The sequence below is a fragment of the Microbacterium sp. M1A1_1b genome (genome assembly GCF_053345565.1).
Map to the genome: position 1 here is coordinate 12,572 of NZ_JBKFAJ010000013.1, position 18,167 is coordinate 30,738.

At 71.5% G+C, this 18,167-nt stretch carries 15 protein-coding genes; 7 read left to right on the forward strand and 8 right to left on the reverse strand.

Annotated elements, in window-relative coordinates; translation table 11 throughout:
* Positions 1-10 precede the first annotated feature (10 nt).
* From ACLBWP_RS18340 to ACLBWP_RS18355, 4 genes are all read right to left on the reverse strand, one after another.
* Positions 11-325: a thiamine-binding protein gene (locus ACLBWP_RS18340; protein WP_243561913.1), complete on the reverse strand. Its 315-nt coding sequence runs from the start codon at positions 323-325 to the stop codon at positions 11-13.
* Positions 322-1,650 carry a glycosyltransferase 87 family protein gene (locus tag ACLBWP_RS18345; RefSeq protein WP_447656256.1) on the reverse strand — a complete coding sequence of 443 codons (1,329 nt, stop codon included), beginning with the start codon at positions 1,648-1,650 and terminating at the stop codon, positions 322-324. The genes ACLBWP_RS18340 and ACLBWP_RS18345 overlap by 4 nt, the downstream gene beginning before the upstream one ends.
* Before the next feature lie 102 nt (positions 1,651-1,752).
* Positions 1,753-2,622 (reverse strand): glycoside hydrolase family 16 protein, encoded by an 870-nt coding sequence (locus ACLBWP_RS18350; protein WP_447656257.1) that lies wholly within the window; start codon positions 2,620-2,622, stop codon positions 1,753-1,755.
* A 323-nt stretch (positions 2,623-2,945) separates the two neighbouring features.
* A complete protein-coding gene (locus ACLBWP_RS18355) occupies positions 2,946-3,791 on the reverse strand; it encodes an ADP-dependent NAD(P)H-hydrate dehydratase (protein WP_447656258.1) in 846 nt (281 codons plus the stop codon).
* Between the two features lie 24 nt (positions 3,792-3,815).
* Between ACLBWP_RS18355 and ACLBWP_RS18360 the strand changes: the two genes are divergently transcribed.
* The 4 genes from ACLBWP_RS18360 (at position 3,816) to ACLBWP_RS18375 (ending at position 8,150) form a co-directional block, all read left to right on the forward strand.
* Positions 3,816-4,457, forward strand: coding sequence for an HAD family hydrolase (locus tag ACLBWP_RS18360; protein WP_447656259.1), 642 nt, complete (start codon positions 3,816-3,818; stop codon positions 4,455-4,457).
* On the forward strand, positions 4,454-5,536 hold the full coding sequence (locus ACLBWP_RS18365; RefSeq protein WP_447656260.1) for an NADH:flavin oxidoreductase/NADH oxidase: 1,083 nt from the start codon (positions 4,454-4,456) through the stop codon (positions 5,534-5,536). Before ACLBWP_RS18360 ends, ACLBWP_RS18365 begins: the two co-directional genes overlap by 4 nt.
* Positions 5,537-5,707: 171 nt before the next feature.
* Positions 5,708-7,054: a hemolysin family protein gene (locus ACLBWP_RS18370; RefSeq protein ID WP_447656263.1), complete on the forward strand. Its 1,347-nt coding sequence runs from the start codon at positions 5,708-5,710 to the stop codon at positions 7,052-7,054.
* A 55-nt stretch (positions 7,055-7,109) separates the two neighbouring features.
* A complete protein-coding gene (locus ACLBWP_RS18375; protein ID WP_243560767.1) occupies positions 7,110-8,150 on the forward strand; it encodes a hemolysin family protein in 1,041 nt (346 codons plus the stop codon).
* Positions 8,151-8,220: 70 nt separating this feature from the next.
* On the opposite strand, the gene guaB1 is transcribed toward ACLBWP_RS18375, so the two are convergent.
* Positions 8,221-9,660: a GMP reductase gene (gene guaB1, locus ACLBWP_RS18380; RefSeq protein WP_243560765.1), complete on the reverse strand. Its 1,440-nt coding sequence runs from the start codon at positions 9,658-9,660 to the stop codon at positions 8,221-8,223.
* 143 nt (positions 9,661-9,803) lie between these two features.
* Between guaB1 and ACLBWP_RS18385 the strand changes: the two genes are divergently transcribed.
* Entirely contained in the window at positions 9,804-13,568 is a 3,765-nt protein-coding gene (locus ACLBWP_RS18385; protein ID WP_447656261.1) for a multifunctional oxoglutarate decarboxylase/oxoglutarate dehydrogenase thiamine pyrophosphate-binding subunit/dihydrolipoyllysine-residue succinyltransferase subunit, read from the forward strand.
* A gap of 144 nt (positions 13,569-13,712) precedes the next feature.
* Here the strand turns inward: ACLBWP_RS18385 and ACLBWP_RS18390 are convergent, their stop codons facing one another.
* From ACLBWP_RS18390 to ACLBWP_RS18400, 3 genes are read right to left on the reverse strand one after another with little or no spacing between them, the layout of a single operon-like run.
* Entirely contained in the window at positions 13,713-14,153 is a 441-nt protein-coding gene (locus ACLBWP_RS18390; protein ID WP_243560760.1) for a GNAT family N-acetyltransferase, read from the reverse strand.
* 39 nt (positions 14,154-14,192) lie between these two features.
* Positions 14,193-14,435, reverse strand: coding sequence for a zf-HC2 domain-containing protein (locus tag ACLBWP_RS18395; RefSeq protein WP_243560758.1), 243 nt, complete (start codon positions 14,433-14,435; stop codon positions 14,193-14,195).
* Complete coding sequence (locus ACLBWP_RS18400; protein ID WP_447656264.1) at positions 14,432-15,259, reverse strand: sigma-70 family RNA polymerase sigma factor; 828 nt, start codon at positions 15,257-15,259, stop codon at positions 14,432-14,434. The genes ACLBWP_RS18395 and ACLBWP_RS18400 overlap by 4 nt, the downstream gene beginning before the upstream one ends.
* 171 nt (positions 15,260-15,430) lie before the next feature.
* On the opposite strand from ACLBWP_RS18400, the gene aroA reads away from it, so the two are divergent.
* Positions 15,431-16,789, forward strand: a complete 1,359-nt coding sequence (gene aroA, locus ACLBWP_RS18405; RefSeq protein ID WP_447656262.1) for a 3-phosphoshikimate 1-carboxyvinyltransferase — start codon at positions 15,431-15,433, stop codon at positions 16,787-16,789.
* Positions 16,790-16,793: 4 nt separating this feature from the next.
* Entirely contained in the window at positions 16,794-17,864 is a 1,071-nt protein-coding gene (gene rsgA / locus ACLBWP_RS18410; RefSeq protein WP_243560754.1) for a ribosome small subunit-dependent GTPase A, read from the forward strand.
* Positions 17,865-18,167 lie beyond the last annotated feature (303 nt).

An 18,167-nucleotide genomic window follows, 5' to 3' on the forward strand; every position in this document is an offset into this window, starting at 1 on the left:
GGACGAGGACTCAGGAACCGTCCCCGAGCGCGGCTTCGAGACGCGACACCTTGCCGTCGAGCTCCCCGGTCCACCCCGGGCGGATGTCGGCCTTCAGCACGAGCGACACCCGCGTGCCGTACTCCCCCACGGCCTCGGTGGCGCGCTTGACGACGTCCATGACCTCGTCCCACTCGCCCTCGATCTCGGTGAACATCGACGACGTGCGGTTCGGCAACCCGGAGTCGCGGACGACCCGCACGGCTGCCGCGACGGCATCGTGCACGGACCCGTCGGACTGTGCGGACGGCCCACCGGAGGGAGCGACGGAGAAGGCGACGATCATGCGTCCATCCTGCCCCTCGGCGGACGCGTCCGCGCAGGACCGTCCGCGCCAGACAAGCCGTCCGAGCCAGCCGCGCCAGCGGCGGCAGCCGTGCCAGCACCAGCACCGACGCGCCCCCGCGTCCCTGCCAGCCCCATCCGCACCACCGCGACGACGGCCCACACCAGCAGCGCGACCTCGAGCACGTTCCGGAGCGTCAGCACGACCAGGATCCAGGGCTGCACGGTGAGGACCTGGTCGTAGTAGCCGGGGTAGATCACCTGCGTCAGCAGCGCCATCGGCAGCGCGGCGATCGCGACCGGCAGGAACCGGCGGGCGCTGCCCCGTCCGGCGACCAGCCCCCACACGATCGGCACCGCGAACCACCCGACGTACTGCGGCGACCCGACCTTGTTCGTCGCGATGAGCGCCGCGACGAACAGCAGCGCGAGCACCGGCGCGACGTCCGCACGACGAGCGCCACGGCCGACCGCCCACGCCGCCAACAGGACCCCGCCGAGCACGACGACCGTCATCAGCGGTGTCGAGAGCGCCGCGGCCAGGTGGGTGCCGGCGCCCGAGACCTCGAAGGTCAGGATGCCCGTGTCGTAGTAGACCGCGGCACCGGGCACGTGCGCGGCGGCGGCCCACATGAACGGCGTCGCGAGCGGCGACTCGATCTGCAGCGCACGGCCGGACTGCTGGCCGACGAACGACAGCAGGTACGCCGCGCCGCCGAACAGCACGTCGACCAGCACGACGACGGCGGTGACGGTCAGCGCCCCGACGACCACACCGCGACGGTGGCCGCGCCGCAGCACCAGCAGTACGCCGACGAGCGCCGCGGGCCACACCTTGACCCACGCGGCGGCGGTGAACACCGCGGAGGCCACGGCCGGCCGGGTCGCGACGAAGCACACGCCGATCATCGCGACGGCCGTCGCGACGGTGTCGATCCGCCCGAGCCCGATCGGCCCCAGCGCGAGCAGGAAGAGCAGCCACCACCACACGACCCGGACGCCGAGCGCGCGGAACCGCCAGAGGAACACGCAGGCGACCGCGTCGAGCACGACCATGAGCGCGAGCCACCCGGTGGCGATGTGCTCGACACCACCGATCGCCGCGGCGGCCATCGGCAGGATCGCCAGGATCGGGTAGACCCAGGCGGTGTCGGTGCCGACCCAGACGTGGTCGGTCAGCCCGGTCGCGATCCACCGTCGGTAGGTGATCTCGACGTCACCGATCGGCTGGTTGGGCAGCGTCGTGGCGAGCCACCACAGCACGGCGTGGACCGCCAGGAACGCGACCGCTGCGCCGACGGGCGCGAACCACCTGGACTGCTGCACCGGACGAGCGTAACTTCCCCGGTGCACGAGACGGACTGGAGGCGCGGTGCCAGCTGGCACCGCGCCTCCAGTCCGTCTCGTGGGAGCGTCCAGGGCCGCGACTCACCCACCGGTGGCCGACCAGATGCGGACCCAGTCGATCTCCAGGTTCCCGGGCTCGCCCTTGTTGCCGATCTGGAACATGTACCGGTGCGCGGTGGTCGGGACGTACTGGGTGTCGGCGAAGACGAGCGTGCCGTCGACGTAGTACTTGACGGACTCCCCCGGCACCCAGACGGTCGTGTAGGTGTGCCACGTGCGCCAGGTCGCGGTGGTGTGCAGGCCGTTCTGGTGCCGTTCCTGCCCTGGCGTCATCGCGTGGCTGAAGGCGCCGACGGTGCCCTGGAAGGTGCCCTCGGGGAAGTCGAGCTCGCCCTCGGACCAGACGTTCGACGTCGGCCAGAGCATGAAGGCGGCGCCGTTGTCGTCGCCCCCGGTGGCACGGGCGCGGACGCTGAACGTCCCGCCGACGTGCGACCACGCACCCTGCTGGGTGCCGAAGGTACCGGCCGCGCCGCGGGTGCCGTCCATCGCGACGTCCATGATGCCGTCGTGCGCGCTGATGACCTCGCCCGAGTAGTACTTGTTGCTCATCGCGTCGGGGTAGGGCTGCCAGGCGTTCGCGTAGGTCGCCGCGAACTGTCCACCCGACGCGGCGTTCGTGTCGAAGTCCTCGGCGAACGACGGCGCGGTCGTGGGTGGCGCGAGCGTCGGGGTCGGCGTCGGGGTGGCGGCGGACGGGGAAGGCGAGGGCCGGTCGCCGATGGCCGGGCGGGCGTCGGCGGTCGACACGGACCCGAGGGTGACCCCGGCGGCGACGACCGCGGCCGTGACGAGCAGGAACCGCGAGACGCGCATGCGTCGTCGCGGCGCCCGGTCGGCACGTGGGGTCGGGTGACCGTCCTCGTTGACGGTGTGGTCTGCATCCTGCATGGTGAGTGGGTTCGCTTCCCGAGGGCGGAACCGGACTCGTGATGGGAGCCCCGCGTCGTCCCTCGGGACCCTGTCTAACCGTCCGTCCGGACTCCCACGAGCACCCCGCACCCCGGTGGCGGGATCGATGCGGGCTCCCGCGAGACGTGCGTGTTCCCGCGAAGCCGCATCGGCGGGGCGGATCGGCGTGCCGGATCGGCGTTCCGGGTCAGGTCGGGGCGTCGCCCGTCAGACGGGGTCGTCGCGCGGGTCGGCACGGCGCGTCAGGCGGTTGCGTCGCCCGTCAGGCGGTGGCGTCGCCCGTCAGGCGGTGGCGTCGCCCGTCAGGCGGTGGCGTCGCCCGTCGTCACCAGGTCGCGGACCACGCCGGGCAACGCTTCGATCAGCGTCGTCATCGTGAAGGGACCGCCGCCGGACGCCCGACGGCCCGCCGTCCCGTGCACCACGGCGGCCGCGGCGGCCAGGTGCGCCAGGTCCGACGGCGACAGCGTTCCCCGACCCGCACGGGTGGCGACGAGTGCGCCGAGCACTCCGCCCAGCACGTCGCCCGCGCCTGCGGCCGCCAGCCACGGCGTCGCCGAGGACGCCACCAGGCGGACCGCGCCGTCGGGCGTCACGACGTGGGTCCGCTCGCCCTTGAGCAGCACGACGCTGCCCGTCTGCTCTGCGGCGCGGAGTGCCGAGCCCTCGGGGTCGGCCTCGATGCGCTCGCGGTCGATGCCGAGCACGCCCGCCAGCTCCCCCGCGTGCGGCGTCAGCACGGCGAGCGCGCCGAGGTCGACCAGCGGGATCGCGCCTGCGTCCACGACGACCGGCACCCCGTCGTCCGAGGCGTGCCGGAACGCGTCCGCGGTGGTGTCGTCGAGGTCGTCCAGCGAGTCCGCCGAGATCCCCGATCCGACCAGCCACGCCTGCACCCGGCCGACGCCCGCCACGACCTCGGGGCGCCGCGCCAGCACCGAGTCCGTCGCGCGACGGGGTCCGACGTAGCGGACCATGCCGACGCCGGTGTGGACCGCGGCGTCCACGCCCAGGACGGCCGCGCCCGGGTAGCGGTCGGACCCCGTCGCGACGCCGAGGACCCCGCGCCGGTACTTCGTCGACTCCCCCACGGGCGCGGTCGTCCACGCGGCGGCATCGGACACGGCGAAGGACACGAAGGCGTTCATCGTCCCCACGTTACGGTGGACTGCATGAGCCTGTCCCTGCCTGGTCGTGTCGTCGTGTTCGACTACGGCGAGGTGATCAGCCGCACCCCCGTCGCCGCGCGGGACGCCCTGCTGCAGGCGACCGGGTTGACCGCCGACGAGCTGTTCCCGGTGTACCAGGAGCTCCGGCACGACCTGGACCGCGGCGACCTGTCCGTGCTGCAGTACTGGCGCGCCATCGCCGAGCGCACCGGGCGCCACTGGAGCGTCAGCCAGGTGCACCGGCTGTGGGCGATCGACTACACCGGGTGGTTCGAGGTCGACCCCGAGGTGCTCGACCTGGTCGAGGAACTGCACGACGCGGGCACCCGGGTGGCCCTGCTGTCGAACGCGGGCTTCGACTTCGGCGATCCGTACCGCCGTTCCCCGATGGGGTCGCTGTTCGAGACCGTCGTGGTCAGCGCCGAAGAGCACGTGCTGAAGCCCGATCCGTCCATCTACCGCGTCACGTGCGACCGGCTGGGAATCGCGCCGGCGCAGATGGTGTTCGTGGACAACAGGGCCGAGAACGCCGCCGGCGCGGAAGCGATCGGCGCCGTCGGCCACTACCACGTCTCGCCGGCCGGGCTCAGGACCTTCCTCGAGCGCCTGGCCGAGGACGCACCCCGCGAAGGAGCCACCGCGTGACGCACGCCCTGTTCGACCCGATCACCATCCGTGACCTGACCGTCCGCAACCGCATCTGGGTCAGCCCCATGTGCCAGTACTCGGCCGAGCAGCAGGACGGTGTCCCGACGCCGTGGCACCTGGTGCACCTGGGCGGCTTCGCCAAGGGCGGCGCCGGAGCCGTCGTGGTCGAGGCCACCGGTGTGGTGCCCGAGGGGCGCATCAGCCCGCAGGACCTGGGCCTGTGGAACGACGAGCAGCGCGACGCGTTCCGCCCTATCGTCGACTTCATCCACGCGCAGGGCGCTGCCGCCGGTGTGCAGCTCGCGCACGCCGGACGCAAGGCGTCGACGTACCGCCCCTGGTCGTCGACGCAGGGCTCGGTCCCGGCCGAGGACGGCGGCTGGACCACCGTGGCCCCGTCGGCCGTCGCGTTCGACGGGTACGCCGAGCCCCGCGAGCTGACGACCGAGGACATCCGGCTGGTCGCGCTCGGCTTCGCCGCCGCTGCCCGACGCGCGGTCGAGGCCGGGTTCGACCTGGTCGAGATCCACGCGGCCCACGGCTACCTGCTGCACCAGTTCCTGTCCCCGCTGAGCAACCACCGCACCGACGACTTCGGGGGCTCGCTCGAGCACCGTGCGCAGGCCCTGCTCGACGTGGTCGACGCCGTCCGCGCCGAGGTCGGCGAGGGCTTCCCCGTCGTCGTCCGGTTCTCGGCGACGGACTGGACCGACGGTGGGCTGACGCTCGACGAGGTGACGGAGGTCGCGCGGTGGACGCACGAGCACGGTGCCGACCTGGCCGACGTCTCGACCGGCGGCAACGTCCGCAGCGCGCCAATCCCCGTCGGCCCGGGCTACCAGGTGCCGTTCGCTGCCGCGATCAAGCGTGACGCCGGCATCGGCACGATCGCCGTCGGCATGATCTCCGAGGCGTTCCAGGCGGAGCAGATCGTGGCGACCGGTCAGGCCGACGTCGTGATGGTCGGCCGGGAGTTCCTGCGCGACCCCGGCTTCCCGCTCCGCGCCGCCCGCGAACTCGGTGTCACGATCGACTACGAGCCCCAGCAGTACCATCGAGCATCCGTCACCAAGTAGGGCGGATTCCCGGGGTTCCGGGGCGGCGCTGCGGTACCATCGACCCACTGTGGACGATCCTCCGAATCCTTCTTCGCCTCACTCATCCGCCGCTCACTCGGTGAGCTGCTCTGACTCACTGCGCCTGCACCCCGACTGGTGGTGGACCCGGTGAGCCCCATCGACGTCCTGATGCTCGTCGGTGGCATCCTGCTGACGCTCGGCACCGGCGTGTTCGTCGCGTCGGAGTTCGCGCTCGTGAACCTCGACCGCGCCGACGTCGAAGCACGTCGTGACCGCGGCGAGGCCGGCCTGGCGCCGGTCATCGCCGCGCTCAAGGTCACCTCGACGCACCTGTCGAGCGCACAGCTCGGCATCACGCTCACCACGCTGCTGACGGGCTACCTGCTCGAGCCGTCGATCGCGACCCTGCTCGAGGCGCCGTTCCTGGCGATGAACCTGTCCGAACCCGTCGTCGAGACGGTCGGCTCCATCGTGGCGCTCGTCATCGCGACCCTGCTGTCGATGATCCTCGGCGAGCTCGTGCCGAAGAACTTCGCGCTCGCGCTCCCGCTGCAGACCGCGCGCCTGGTCGTGCCGCTGCAGATCGCGTTCACGACGGTGTTCAAGCCCGCGGTCGCCGTGCTGAACGGCACGGCGAACGCCGTGTTGCGCGCCATCGGGATCGAACCGCAGGAAGAACTCAGCGGCGCGCGGAGCGCCGAGGAACTGACCTCGCTGCTGCGCCGCTCGGCGTCCGAGGGGTCCCTCGAACAGGACACCGCGACGCTGCTGCAACGCACGCTGTCGTTCTCCGAGCTCGACGCCAGCGACGTGATGACCCCGCGTCCCCGCCTGTCGACGATCCGCGTGTCCGAGTCCGCCGAGGACGTCATCGCCCTGGCCCGACGCACCGGGTTCAGCCGGTTCCCCGTCATCGAGGAGGACGCGGACGACGTCGTCGGCATCGTGCACGTCAAGCAGGCCGTCGCCGTCCCGCGCGAGAAGCGCCCCGAGGTCCCCGTCGGTGCGCTGATGACCGACGCCGAGCGGGTCCCCGAGACCATGCCCGGTGACACCCTGCTGACCGAGGTCCGTGGTCGCGGCTACCAGATGGTCATCGTCGTCGACGAGTACGGCGGCACGGCCGGCGTCGTCACGCTCGAGGACCTGATCGAGGAGATCGTCGGCGAGGTCTCCGACGAGCACGACCGCGCCCGCATCGACGTGGTGCGCTCCCGCAACTGGCTGACGTTCCCCGGACTGCTGCGCCCCGACGAGCTCGAGGACCGCGCCGGGGTCACCGTGCCCGAGGACGGCCCCTACGAGACCGTCGGCGGGTTCATCATGTCGACGCTCGGCCGACTGCCGGTGGTCGGCGACGAGGTCCCGCTCGAGGACGGGGTGTTCCGCGTGGAGCGACTCGACGGCCGCCGCGTGGACCGCATCCGCTGGACCCCGACCCCGACCGACACCCCGCCGGGCGGCATCACGATCCCGGTCGCCCGACACACGAAGAAGAAGGAGGCCACCCGATGAGTTCCGATTCCGGGATGGGCGCAGCGGGATCTTCTGGCTCGATCGGGGGCACCAATTGAGTTCCGATTGGTGGGGCATCTTCTGGCTCTTCGTGCTGCTGGCGGGCAACGCGTACTTCGTCGCCGCCGAGTTCGCCGTCATCTCCGCGCGCCGCTCGCAGATCGAGCCCCGCGCCGAAGAGGGCTCCCGTGCCGCACAGATGACGCTGTGGGCGATGGAGCACGCCACCCGCATGCTCGCCACCACGCAGCTCGGCATCACGGTGTGCTCGCTGCTCATCCTCAACGTCTCCGAGCCGGCGATCCACCACCTGCTCGAGGCGCCCCTGCACCTGACCGGTTGGAGTGTCGAGGTCATCGGCGTCGTGGCGTTCGTGTTCACGCTGCTGCTCGTGTCGTTCCTGCACGTGGTGTTCGGCGAGATGGTGCCGAAGAACATCTCGTTCTCGATGCCGGACCGCGCGGCCCTGCTGCTCGTGCCGACGCTCTGGTACATCGGCCACGGCCTGCACTGGGTCGTCGTCGGCCTGAACTCGGTCGCGAACGGTGTGCTGCGCCTGTTCAAGGTCGAGCCCAAGGACGAGGCCGTCAGCGCCTACACCGTCGAAGAGGTGCAGACCATCGTCGAGCAGTCCCGCCGCGAGGGCACGCTGTCCGACGACGGCGGCACGCTCCGCATGGCGTTCGAGTTCACCGAGAAGAAGGTCAAGGACGTCGCCGTGCCGATGTCCGAGCTGGTCACGCTCCCCGACGTCGCCACCCCCGGTGACGTCGAGCGGGCCGTCGCCCAGCGCGGGTTCTCGCGGTACGTGCTGCTGAACGACCAGGGCGACCCGACCGGGTACGTGCACGTCAAGGACGTCATCGACCTGCGTCCGGACGAGTTCGACGACCCGGTGCCGCCCAAGCGCATCCGACAGCTCATCTCGCTCTACACGGAGATGGACCTGGAAGACGCGCTCGCCACGATGCGTGCCGCGGGGCGCCACGTCGCGCGGGCGTTCGACGCCGACGGGCGCACGACGGGCGTGCTGTTCCTCGAGGACATCCTCGAAGAGCTGGTGGGCACCGTCGAGGACGCGACCCGCCGCCGCTGAGACGGGCGCACAGGACGGACGGGAGGCCCGGTGCCAGCTGGCACCGGGCCTCCCGTCCGTCGTGTGGCGGTTACCAGCTGACGGGGAGTGGTTTGCCCTCTTCGTACCCGGCGGCGGACTGGATGCCCACGAGCGCACGCTCCGAGAACTCGGCCAGGCTGGTCGCGCCGGCGTAGGTCGCCGAGCTGCGGACACCGGTCGTGATCATGTCGAGCAGGTCCTCGACGCTCGGGCGCTCGGGGTCGAGGTAGATCGTCGAGGACGAGATGCCCTCGGCGAAGAGTGCCTTGCGTGCACGCTCGTACGGGTCGAGGCGCTCGAAGCGTTCGCGCACGGCCTTGGCGCTGGCCATCCCCCAGCTCTCCTTGTAGGCCTTGCCGGCGGTGTCGCGGCGCAGGACGCCCGGTGCCTCGAGCGTGCCGGCGAACCACGAGCCGATCATGACGGCGCTGGCGCCGGCGGCCAGGGCGAGCGCCACGTCGCGCGGGTAGCGGACGCCGCCGTCGGCCCAGACGTGCGCGCCGAGCGACCGGGCTGCGGCGGCGGTCTCGAGCACGGCGGAGAACTGCGGACGCCCGACGGCGGTCATCATGCGCGTGGTGCACATGGCTCCGGGTCCGACGCCGACCTTGATGATCGACGCCCCGGCATCGACCAGGTGGGCGACGGCATCGGCGGTGACGACGTTGCCGGCGACGAGCGGGATGCCGAGGTCGAGGGCGGCGACCGTGCGGAGCGCGCGGAGCATCGCTTCCTGGTGACCGTGGGCGGTGTCGAGGACGAGGACGTCGACGCCGGCTGCCGCCAGGGCCTTCGCCTTGGCCGCGACGTCACCGTTGATGCCGATCGCGGCAGCGACCCGCAGCCGGCCGGAGGCGTCGACGGCGGGCGTGTAGATGTCGGAGCGGATGGCGCTGGTCGGGCTGGTGGTGCCGACGACCTTGCCGTGCCGGGTGACGGGCGCGAAGTCGACGTCGGCTGCCGTGAGCACGTCGTACACGTGGCGGGGGGTGCCGGCGTCCTCGGCGTCGATCCCGGTCGACGCGCCGTGCAGCAGGTCGCGGAGGGTGGCGTCGGGTCCGGCGGTGCCCAGTCGGGTGGCCGGCACGCAGCCCAGGTACTCGCCGGCGGCATCGCGGACCACGACCCCGCGACCGGCGACCGGCAGGAGCTGTTCGAGGGTCTCGGCGACCGTGGTGTCGGCGCGCATCTCGATCGCGGTGTCGAAGGCGACGGGCTGGTCCTTCACCCACCGGATCGCGGCGTCCAGGTCCTGCAGGTGCATGTCCTGCGGCAGCACGCCGAGCCCGCCCCGACGTGCGAGCGTCGCCGCCAGCCGCGGACCGGTGACCGAGTTCATGTTGGCGCTGACGATGGGGATGGTGACGCCCGAACCGTCGTTCGCGGCGAGGTCGACGTCGAAGCGGCTCGTGACCCCGGAACGGCTGGGCACGAGGAAGACGTCGGAGTAGGTCAGGTCGTGGGTCGGCCGCGTCTCGTAGAACCTCATGCGGCCCACCGTACTGCGGGACGACATGCCTCGGGCTGACACCGGACGGACATGTGGGAACGGCTACGCTTGACGACGTGCGGGGCAGGGTTGAGCCGCACGACACACACGAGCATCAATCGACGGAGAGTGGGCGATCGGCTGTGTCGAGCCATCTGACCGGAACTGACGAGACCGCGGGCGAATTCGGCGCGAACGAGTGGCTCGTGGACGAGCTCTACGAGCAGTTCGTCGCGGACAAGCACTCGGTGGACGAGTCCTGGTGGCCCGTGCTCGAGAGCTACCACCAGACCTCCGGCAAGGCCGCCGCGACCGCTGCCCCGGCACAGCCTGCGGCCGCTCCTGCTCCCGCCGCTCCTGCTCCCGCCGCTCCTGGTGGCCCTGCCGCTGCTGCCGGGTCGGCCGCTCCGGCCGGGTCCGGCGACGGCAAGGGGGCGACGATCCAGGCCCGCACGACCTCGAAGCAGCCGTCCCCGCAGCCGATCCCGGCCGAGGCGAACGACGCCGCCGACGACCACGAGGAGACCCACGAAGACGTGGCGACCCCGCTGCGTGGCATGGCGAAGACCCTGGCGTCGAACATGGACGCGTCGCTCACCGTCCCGACCGCCACCAGCGTGCGCACCATCCCCGCCAAGCTGATGATCGACAACCGGATCGTCATCAACAACCACCTGCGTCGCGCCCGCGGCGGCAAGATCTCCTTCACCCACCTGATCGGGTGGGCCATGGTGCAGGCGCTCAAGGACTTCCCGAGCCAGAACGTCTTCTACGAGGAACGCGACGGCAAGCCCTTCGTCGTCGCCCCCGCACACGTCGGCCTCGGCATCGCGATCGACGTCCCCAAGAAGGACGGCACGCGCTCCCTGCTCGTCCCGAGCATCAAGCGCGCCGAGACCCTGACCTTCGGCCAGTTCCTGTCGGCGTACGAGGACCTGGTCAAGCGGGCCCGCGACAACAAGCTCACGCCTGCCGACTTCCAGGGCACCACGATCTCGCTGACCAACCCCGGCGGCATCGGCACCGTGCACTCGGTCCCCCGCCTGACCAAGGGCCAGGGCGCCATCATCGGCGCGGGCGCACTCGAGTACCCCGCACAGTTCCAGGGCTCGGCGTCCAAGACCCTGGTCGAACTCGGCATCGGCAAGACGATCACGCTGACCAGCACCTACGACCACCGCGTCATCCAGGGCGCCGGCTCGGGCGAGTACCTGAAGAAGGTGCACGAGCGCCTGATCGGTGAGCACGGGTTCTACGAGGGCATCTTCTCGGCGCTCCGGATCCCCTACAAGCCGATCCAGTGGGCCAACGACATCAACGTCGACCTGGCCCACCGCGTCAACAAGACCGCGCGCGTGCAGGAGCTCATCAACAGCTTCCGGGTCCGCGGGCACCTGATGGCGGACATCGACCCGCTCGAGTACCGCCAGCGCACCCACCCCGACCTCGAGATCGAGAGCCACGGGCTGACCTTCTGGGACCTCGACCGCGAGTTCGTGACCGGCGGTCTGGCCGGCACCACGAACGCGCCGCTGCGTGACGTGCTCGGTGTCCTGCGCGACGCCTACTGCCGCACGGTCGGCATCGAGTACATGCACATCCAGGACCCGGAACAGCGTCGCTGGTTCCAGTCCCACATCGAGGTCCCCTACTCGAAGCCCTCGAAGGACGAGCAGCTGCGCGTCCTCGGCAAGCTCAACGAGGCCGAGGCGTTCGAGACCTTCCTGCAGACCAAGTACGTCGGCCAGAAGCGCTTCTCGCTCGAGGGCGGCGAGTCGACGATCCCGTTCCTCGACACGCTCATCCAGCACGCCGCCGTCGCCGGGCTCGACGAGGTCGCGATCGGCATGGCCCACCGTGGCCGCCTGAACGTGCTGACGAACATCGCCGGCAAGACCTACGGCCAGATCTTCCGCGAGTTCGAGGGCACCACGCTCCCCGGCGCCGTGCAGGGTCAGGGCTCCGGCGACGTCAAGTACCACGTCGGCACCGAGGGGGTCTTCCGCGCGTCGGACGGCACCACGATCCCGATCACGATCGCCGCGAACCCGTCGCACCTCGAAGCCGTCGACGGCGTGCTCGAGGGCATCGTCCGCGCCAAGCAGGACCGCGGACCGGCTGGTGAGTTCGGCGTGCTGCCCGTGCTCGTCCACGGTGACGCTGCGATGGCCGGCCAGGGTGTGGTCGTCGAGACCCTGCAGATGTCGCAGCTGCGCGGCTACCGCACCGGCGGCACCGTGCACCTGGTGATCAACAACCAGGTCGGGTTCACCACCCCGCCCGACTCCGCGCGCACCTCGGTGTACTCCACCGACGTCGCCAAGACGATCCAGGCGCCGATCCTGCACGTCAACGGGGACGACCCCGAGGCCGTGGCCCGCGTCGCCGACCTGGCGTTCGCGTACCGGCAGGAGTTCCACCGCGACGTCGTCATCGACCTGGTCTGCTACCGCCGCCGCGGACACAACGAGGGCGACGACCCCTCGATGACGCAGCCGCTCATGTACAACCTGATCGAGGCCAAGCGCTCCGTCCGGACGCTGTTCACCGAGGCCCTGGTCGGCCGAGGTGACATCACCCAGCAGGAGTACGACGAGGCGCACCGCGACTTCCAGGACCGCCTCGAGCGCGCCTTCGCCGAGACCCACGAAGCGCAGACCGGCACGATCCCCGTCATCCAGGTCGACGACGACGGTGCCGTGCAGGGGCTCGAACGCCCAGCGGCACAGCGTGACGACACCGAACTGCAGGTCCACGACACCGCGATCTCGAAGGAGCTCGTCGAGCTCATCGGCGACGCGCACGGCAATCCGCCCGCCGGGTTCCAGGTGCACCCGAAGCTGCAGGCACTGCTCACCAAGCGCACGGACATGACCCGCAAGGGCGGCGTCGACTGGGCGATGGCCGAACTCATGGCGATCGGCTCGCTGCTGACCGAGGGCAAGCCCGTCCGGCTCGCCGGGCAGGACGCCCGACGCGGCACCTTCGTCCAACGGCAGGCGGTGTTCCACGACCGCGAGAACGGGCAGGAGTGGCTGCCCCTGTCGAACCTGACCGAGGACCAGGCCCGCTTCTACATCTACGACACGCTGCTCAGCGAGTACGCGGCGATGGCGTTCGAGTACGGCTACTCGGTCGAGCGCCCCGACGCCCTGGTGCTCTGGGAAGCGCAGTTCGGCGACTTCGCGAACGGCGCACAGACGGTCATCGACGAGTTCATCTCGTCCGCCGAGCAGAAGTGGGGACAGCGCTCCGGCCTGGTCCTGCTGCTGCCCCACGGCTACGAGGGTCAGGGCCCCGACCACTCGTCGGCCCGCATCGAGCGGTACCTGCAGCTCTGCGCCGAGGACAACATGGTGGTGGCACGTCCGTCGACCCCGGCGTCGTACTTCCACCTGCTGCGCCGCCAGGCCTGGGAGCGTCCGCAGAAGCCGCTGATCGTCTTCAGCCCGAAGGCGATGCTGCGGCTGCGGCAGGCGACCAGCGCGGTCGAGGACTTCACGAACGGCACCTTCGAGCCGGTGATCGACGACGCGAAGGTCACCGACCGGAACGCCGTTCGCCGCGTCGTGCTGCACTCCGGCAAGGTGCACCACGACCTGCGCGCCGAGGCCGACAAGCGCGGGCGCACCGACGTCGCCCTGGTCCGGCTCGAGCAGCTCGCACCGCTCCCCCTCGACCGCATCCTGCAGGTCCTCGGCAGCTACCCGAACGCCGACGTCGTGTGGGCCCAGGAAGAGCCGGAGAACCAGGGCGCCTGGCCGTTCGTGTGCATGAACCTGTCGCCGCACCTGGACGGCCGACCGCTGTCCGTCGCGTCGCGCCCCGCCAGTGCCGCGCCGGCCACGGGCTCGTCGAAGCGGTCCGCTGCCGAGGCCGCCGAGGTCCTCGACCGGGCGCTCGACTGATCGTTCGCACCCCCGCAACGACATCGCGCCCCGTGAGAACGGGGCGCGATGTCGTTGTCGGGGTGCGACGTCGCGCAGACGAACCGGCACGGCGCCGCGCGGCACCAGACTCGCCGGCCGCCGGCCGCCGGGCCCCCCGCGCCGCTACGCGATCCGGGTGTACCGGACCCCGGCGTCGTGGTACCCGCGCTTCTGGTAGAACCGGTGCGCGCTGTCGGTCGCGGCAGCGCTGACGGCCGACAACTGCCGCGCGCCCTGCTCCGCGGCCCAGGCCTCGAACGTGCCGAGCAGCGCGGACCCCGTTCCGGAACGGCGCTCCGACGGGTCGACGACCAGCAGCAGCAGCTGTGCGGTCGGCTCGTCCGACGCGTAGGCCCACGTGACCTGTGCGCCGGCGACCGCGACGGCACGCCCGTCCTCGGCCCGCACGACCCAGGTCCGGTGTCCGGCCTCGGGGGTGAGCCGCTCGAGACGCGCGCGCATCGAAGCATCATCGGCCGTGTGACCGAGGGAACGGACGAGGGCAGCGACGTCGGCGACGTCCGGGTCGGACCAGGTGGTGATCGACTCGACGGAGAGGGTCATGCTCGCGACCCTACCCGGCGCGGCATCCGTGTTTCGACGTCAGTGGGTCGCCTGCTCCGCGCGGATACGGGTCAGGATCTCGGTGCGCAGCTGCTCCGGAGCAGTCTCTCTGCAGGCACGCTTGACGGTCTCCATCAGCACCACGCCGACACGGTGCTCGGTCTCGCAGTCTGGGCAGTCGGCCATGTGCTCACGGATGTCCGCCGCGTCCTCGCGGCCGAGTTCGTCGTGCAGGAACTCCTCGAGCTCCGCCTTCGCCTTGGAGCAGTCGCAGCCGCTCATCGTTCACCCTCTCGGTCAGTGCGGCTCGACGCCGCGGTACGGCTCGACGCCGCCGTGCGGGTCGTCGCCGCAGTACGGCTCGGCGCCGCGGTGTTCCGGCCTCGTCCACGCATCGTCGCCGTCGACGCTGCGTCGGGGACGACCCCGGTCTCGCGGGCATGGTCCGCCAACAGCCCCCGCAGGAGCCGGCGTCCACGGTGCAGACGGCTCATGACCGTCCCCACGGGGGTCTTCATGATGTCCGCGATCTCCTGGTACGAGAACCCCTCGACATCAGCGAAGTAGACCGCCATCCGGAAGTCCTCGGGGATCGCCTGCAGGGCGTCCTTCACCGCTGACGACGGCAGGTGGTCGATCGCGTCGGCCTCGGCGGACCGGGCGGAGATCGACTGGGTGACGCTCTCGGCGCCGCCCAGCTGCCAGTCCTCGAGCTCGTCGATGGTGCCCTGGTAGGGGTTCCGCTGGTTCTTGCGGTACGTGTTGATGAACGTGTTCGTCAGTATCCGGTACAGCCACGCCTTGAGGTTCGTGCCCTGGCGGAACTGCCGGAAGGCGGCGAACGCCTTGACGAAGGTCTCCTGCACCAGGTCGGACGCGTCGGCCGGGTTGCGGGTCATCCGCATCGCCGCGCCGTACAGCTGGTCCATGAAGGGCAGCGCCTGGTCCTCGAACAGGGACCGGAGTTCGGCGGCCGAGACGGTCTTGGCGTCGACGACGTCGGCCTCGATGTCGAGGTCCGCTGCTTCCTCGGCGACGGCGTCGAGCTGTTCCTCGGTCTCGTGGACCAGGTCGTGCGGAGTTGCCTGCGGCTCGTCGGTGGTCATCGCGGGCCAGTCTAGAGCGGGCGCGTCCAGAGCGAGCGTGTCCAGCGCGAGCGCGTCGCGAGCGGGCGCGTCCGGCGCGAGCGTGGTCACCACGGCGGGCATGCGTGTCCGCGCTGGTGCGAGTGCTGTCGCCAAGGGTCCTCCCGATCGTTTCAGTAGTCTTGTGAACCGATGGCAGACACGACGCATTCCCAGCAGCCCGACGCCTGGACCGCCCCCGTCGCAGTGGGCCCCCTGCAGGGCGACGTCGCCCTGCCCGGGTCGAAGTCGCTGACCAACCGCGAACTCGTCCTCGCCGCGTTGGCCGACGGTCCGTCGACCATCCACCTGCCGCTCTACTCCCGCGACTCGACGCTCATGATCGAGGCGCTCCGGGCGCTCGGCGTCGGCATCGACCAGGTCACGCCCGACGACGGCGCCACCCCGAACCCGTACGGTCCGGACCTGCGGGTCACCCCGGCACCGATGCACGGCGACGTCCGGATCGACTGCGGGCTCGCCGGCACCGTGATGCGCTTCCTGCCGCCGCTCGCCGCGCTGGCCACCGGCCCGGTCGTCGTCGACGGCGACGAAGCAGCCCGCCGCCGACCGATGCGCCCCGTCATCGACGCCCTCGTCGCGCTCGGGATCGACGTCACCGACGACGGCGACGGATCGCTGCCGTTCGCCTTCACCGGCACCGGCTCGGTGCGCGGCGGTGCGCTGTCGATCGACGCGTCGGCATCGTCCCAGTTCGTGTCCGGCCTGCTGCTCTCTGCACCGCGCTTCGACGAGGGCCTGCACCTCACGCACGCCGGCGACCGCCTGCCGAGCATCCCCCACATCGACATGACCGTCGCCGCGCTCCGGGCCCGCGGTGTCCGGGTCGACCAACCCGCCGTCGGCGAGTGGGTCGTGCACCCCGGCCCGATCGCGGCCCGTGACGTCACCATCGAGCCCGACCTGTCCAACGCGGCGCCCTTCGCGATCGCGGCCCTGGTGGCGGGCGGCACCGTCCGCATCCGCACCTGGCCGACCGCGACAACGCAGGTCGGCGCCGACCTCGAGACGCTCCTGCCCCTGTGGGGCGCGACCGTGCGCCGTGACGGCGACGACCTGGTGTTCGACGGCGGCGTCGGGATCCGGGGTGGGGCCTCCTGTCCGGGGGTCGACCTGGACCTGACCCGCGGTGGCGAGCTCGCACCGGCCCTGGTCGCGTTGGCGGCCTTGGCCGACACGCCCAGCACGATCACCGGGATCGGTCACCTGCGTGGACACGAGACGGACCGGCTCGCCGCGCTGGCGGCGGACGTGACCCGGACAGGAGGCTCGGTGCAGGTCCTCGACGACGGCCTGCGGATCGAGCCGGCGCCGCTCCACGGCGGCGGCTGGGCCGCGTACGAGGACCACCGGATGGCGACCGCTGGCGCGGTCGTCGGCCTGGTGACCCCGGGCATCGCGGTGGACGACATCGGGTCGACCGCCAAGACGCTGCCGCAGTTCCCGGAACTCTGGGCCGACCTGGTCGCGACCGCCCGAACCGGGGCCTGACGCCGTGAGTTGGTGGGACGACGTCGACGGTGACGACGACCAGGACGAGCCGTACGGGCAGTACGACGAGTCGAGCGTGCGGGTCCGGCCGAACCCGAAGGGCAACCGGCCGCGCACCAAGGTCCGCCCGACGTACGACGACGCGCCGAGCGGCTGGGTGACGAACGTCGACCGAGGGCGCTTCGGTGTGCTCGTCTCCGGGCCCGACGGACAGCGGGTGATCACGGCGACGAAGGCACGTGAGCTCGGCAAGAAGTCCGTCGTCACCGGGGACACCGTGTTCCTGACGGGCGACGTGTCGGGGGCCGAGGGTTCGCTCGCCCGGATCGTCCGCGTGCAGGACCGCACCACGCTGCTTCGCCGGAGCGCCGACGACAGCGACGACGTCGAGCGCGTGATCGTGGCGAACGCGACGCAGATGCTCGTCGTCGTCGCGGCGGCCGACCCCGAGCCCCGGACACGACTGATCGACCGGTACCTGGTGGCGGCGTTCGACGCGGGCCTCGACCCGATCCTCTGCATCACGAAGACCGACCTCGCCGACCCGACCGACTTCCTGGCGCACTTCGCGTGTCTGGACCTGCGGATCGTCACGAGCCGCTCGGACGCCTTCCCCCTGGACGCGCTGCACGAGGTGCTGGACGGGCAGGTCACCGTCACCGTGGGGCACTCCGGCGTCGGCAAGTCCACGCTCGTGAACGCACTGACCGGCTCGACGCGGGCCGTCGGCGTCGTCAACTCGGTCACCGGGCGGGGGCGGCACACGTCGTCGTCGTCGATCGCGCTGCAGGTCACGGGCGGCGGCTGGATCATCGACACCCCGGGCGTCCGGTCGTTCGGCCTGGGGCACGTCGACCCGGCGAACGTGTTCCGGGCGTTCGCCTCGCACGCGATCCCGGTGCCGTCCGCCGAGTCGGGCATCCCGGACCCGGGCATCCCGCTCGACCAGGCGCACGACTGGGAGATCGTCGACCGGGTGCAGGCCGGGGAGCTCGGGTCGACGGGCATCGAGCGGCTCGACTCGTTCCGGGCGCTGTTGACGGGCATGGGCGGGGCGGACCCGGGGACGGAGTAGTCCCACGGGCGGTGCCCGGTCGTCGCGACCGTTGCACGCCGCGCTGCGCTTCCCCGCGACCTCGCGCCTTCGCGTGCTCGCGCCGTCGCGTGCTCGCGCCGTCGCGTGCTCGCGCCGTCGCGTGCTCGCGCCCTCCCGTGCTCACGCCTTCGCGTGCTCGCGTGCTTCCCGGCCGGTCACAACACCCCGCTCACGTCCCCCGAGTGGTCAGAGTCCGTCGCTCGCCGAGCCCTCCAGCGACGATCTCCGACCGCTCGACATCGCGCACCCGGGGTGTCGTGACCGGTCACAGGCCGCGCCATC